Below are 3,276 nucleotides of genomic sequence, written 5' to 3' on the forward strand. Positions count from 1 at the left end.
CGGCGCGCAGCAGCGGCGCGCTGAGGCGCTCCGGCCACGCCAGTCCGCGCTCGCGCAAGGCCTGACCCTGTTCAGGGTAGGCCTCGCCGGCGATCCAGCCGGCCAGGCGCGGCAGCGGCGCCTGGCACTGCTTGGGGTCGAACGCGAACGCATGCCGCGCGCGGCCGTGGTTCAGCGACTGCGACAACACCTCCAGCTGCGGCGCCATGAAATTCCAGTCGTCGAGCACCTGTTGCAGGCGCGTCGCGATGCCATTGGCATAGCATGCCTGACTCAGGTCTCGCGACACGACCACCAGTTGGCCGTCGCGGGATCCGTCGCGGTAGGTTGCGAGTTTCATTGTTGTGAACGGACAGTCATTCGTCGGACGATCGGTGGCGGCATTTTCACCTCAGGATCGGATCGCGCTCGCGGCGGCGCTCGCAGGGGCCCTGGCGCTGCATGCGGTCGCGATCGGCGCGCTGTCGCCGCGGTCCTTGCCGCAGGCCATCGACACGCCGGCGGTGAGCACGCGCCTCATCGACGCGCCACCTTCGACGACACCTCCGACGACACCCGAGCCCGTCGCGCCGACGGTCGCACCCATCGCCGTGCCACCGGCCCCGTTCCGCCCGTCCTCGCGTCCTGCCCCCGCGCCCGACACCCGCCCCGTGCCCGCGCTGCTCGCGTTGCCGCTGCACGGCGAAGGCACCCTCGCCTACGCCTTCGTCATCGACGGCCAGGCCGGCGAGGCGGCGCTGGGTTTCCACATCGGACCCGACCGTTACGACATGACCCTCGAGCGCCGCGCCGGCGACCGGGAACTGCCGGTCTGGCACAGCGAAGGCCGCGTCGGTCCGCAAGGTTTGCAGCCGGAACGACACCGCGTGTGGCGCCAGGGCCGCGAGCGCGAGCGGCTGATCTTCGACCGGGCCGCCGCGCGGCCGGTTCTGCTTGTAGGCGCGCGTGCCTTCGCGATGTCGGCGGGCACCCAGGACCGCCTGTCCTGGTGGCTGCAACTGGCCGCGATGATGGCCGCGGAACCCGCGCCCCACCTCGGACTGCGCCTGCGCATCCCGGTGGCCGGTCCGGCGGGCGTCAACGACTGGGATTTCGAGGTGGTCGCGCGCGACGGCGAGCGCTGGCTGCTGCGGCGCGACCTGGCCCAGGGCGCCGGCCGCCCGTCGCTGCAATGGACGGCCTGGCTCGACGGCCGGCGCGGTTTCCTGCCCGTGGACCTGCGCTTCAGCCTGGACGACGACCAGCAGTGGGCGCTCCGTTTGCTGGAGTGAGCCTGTCCACCCGCGGGCATGTCCGCCAGGTTGCCCTCCCGTGTGTGCGGGTGACGGTTCGTTAATCCGTGAAACCTTGTGCGGTTGGCACCACAAATGCTTGAGACACGGTGAAGCGTGTTCCGCAACTTCTGCCACCATGGGTCATGGCCTGGGTTGGGAGCGACGGGTCTTGAATCCGTCGCAACAGGCCATAACTCCTCCAACCAAGGAGTCCTCAATGCACATGCTCTACGACTCACCGAGCTACATCGTCGTCCAGTTCGATGTACCGGTCGCTCCGTCCGCTGGCGATGCTGCGCACGCCGCCCAGGTGGACCACACGAACCTTCCCTCGTTGCAGCGTGACGGTTTCGAGATCGTCGACAAGTTCACCCGCAAGGAAATCTTCATCGAGGGCGCCCTGGCCCAGACCTTCCAGGAGGGCGTGGAGGCGCTCATCGAACAGGGTCCCGACGTCGACGACCTCGACGCCTTCATCGAGCAATACGCGAACCTGGGCCAGCAGCCCGTCATCATGCATTGACCGGGCGGGGGCTTGTCCTCCACCCTTCCCTGCGCCAAGATCGTGCGGGCACGCCCCGTTCAGGGGTGACCCCCCGCACGCACCATGGCCAAGCGCTCGCAGCTTCCGCTGGACTCTCCGGGCCTGTCCGACAGCCCGGTGCTGGACCGCATGTGCTCGCACTTCGTGCTGACGCTGACGGTCCGCCACGCCAACCGCTTCAATCCGCGCCGCGACCTCAGCGGCCTGCTCGCGCTGACGGCGCGTCACCTGGTCTGGCCGCCGCAGGTGCTCTCGCGCGTCCGCGGCTATCTGGCGCGGCGCTGCCAGGGGCACTCGTTGTGGGCCGGTCATGAACGCCTGGGCGACACCGCCTTCCTCGCCCGCCACGGCGTGTGGCGTGGTCCGTTCGCCGAGGGCACGCTGTTCTTCTACCTCGACGAGTACATCAAGGACGCCCCCAAGGACCTGCTGGCGCTGCTGGCCTGCACCTGCGACGCGCTCGACGGCCCCTTGCGGAGCCGCTCCACGCTGGTGGAGCAGAACATCGACGTCCTGGGCCGACTGCTGCAGCTGAACGCGGCCGAGCGCGCGCTGCTGCTCTACGGTACCTTGGCGCGTTACCAGCGTGAGCTGCGCGGGGCGCTGGTCGAGTTCAAGGTGAACACCGCGCAGGAGGCCTTCGCCGCAATCGCGGAGGTGGCCGGCGTCGATCCGCACGAGGTGGCCGACGCGCTGCGCGCCGGCTCGCGGCTGGAGCGGGTCGGCATGATCGAGAACCTGATCGCCGAACACAACATCACCGATCTCTCCGACCTGATGAAGGTCAGCGAGCAGTTGCCGCCGGTGCTGATGCGCGCCTACGACGGTCCGCAGGACCTGATGGCGGTGTTCACGCGTCCGGTGACGCCGAGCCCGCTGCAGCGCACCGACTTCGACTTCATCGCCGAGGACGTGACCCTGCTCGCGACGCTGCTGCGCCAGGCGGTGGCGCAGGGCCAGACCGGCGTGAACGTGCTGCTCTACGGCCCGCCGGGCACCGGCAAGACGGAGCTGGCGAAGGTCGCCGCGCGCGAGGCCGGCCTCGCGCTCTACGAGGTCGAATACGCCGACCGCGACGGCAACGCGCTGAGCGGCCGCGACCGCTACCGCTCGCTGCAGATCAGCCAGGTGTTCCTGAAGGCGAGCCGCGAGGTGGCGCTGCTCTTCGACGAGGTGGAGGACGTCTTCCCTCACCTGAGCGGCGACGCCGCGCACCTGATGGCGCGACTGGACGCGGCGCTGGAGATGCCCGCGACGATGGCCGTCAACGGCAAGGCCTGGGTCAACCAGATCCTGGAGAACAACCCCGTCCCGGTGCTGTGGATCACCAACCGCATCGAGCACATCGATCCGGCGTTCCGGCGCCGTTTCCAGTACCACCTCGAGCTGACCTCGCCGCCGCCCGGCGCGCGGCTGGGCCTGGTGCGCAAGGCGCTGGAGGAACTGCCGGTGCCCGAG

The 3,276-nt window shown here is 69.7% G+C and carries 3 protein-coding genes and 1 pseudogene; 3 read left to right on the forward strand and 1 reads right to left on the reverse strand.

Annotation, left to right across the window (positions count from 1 at the left end):
- A pseudogene (locus VF536_RS21165) lies at nt 1-340 on the reverse strand (fumarylacetoacetate hydrolase); the annotation flags it as partial.
- A gap of 34 nt (nt 341-374) precedes the next feature.
- On the opposite strand from VF536_RS21165, the gene VF536_RS21170 reads away from it, so the two are divergent.
- The 3 genes from VF536_RS21170 to VF536_RS21180 all read left to right on the forward strand — a co-directional run.
- Nucleotides 375-1,271, forward strand: a complete 897-nt coding sequence (locus tag VF536_RS21170; protein WP_331616857.1) for a hypothetical protein — start codon at nt 375-377, stop codon at nt 1,269-1,271.
- A 220-nt stretch (nt 1,272-1,491) separates the two neighbouring features.
- Nucleotides 1,492-1,797, forward strand: coding sequence for a BTH_I0359 family protein (locus tag VF536_RS21175; RefSeq protein WP_331616858.1), 306 nt, complete (start codon nt 1,492-1,494; stop codon nt 1,795-1,797).
- 84 nt (nt 1,798-1,881) lie between these two features.
- Nucleotides 1,882-3,276: AAA family ATPase (locus VF536_RS21180; RefSeq protein ID WP_331616859.1), on the forward strand; the 1,395-nt coding region annotated here is incomplete at its 3' end.

Origin of the sequence: Roseateles sp. (assembly GCF_036486225.1) — a bacterium.
Classification (GTDB): domain Bacteria; phylum Pseudomonadota; class Gammaproteobacteria; order Burkholderiales; family Burkholderiaceae_C; genus Roseateles.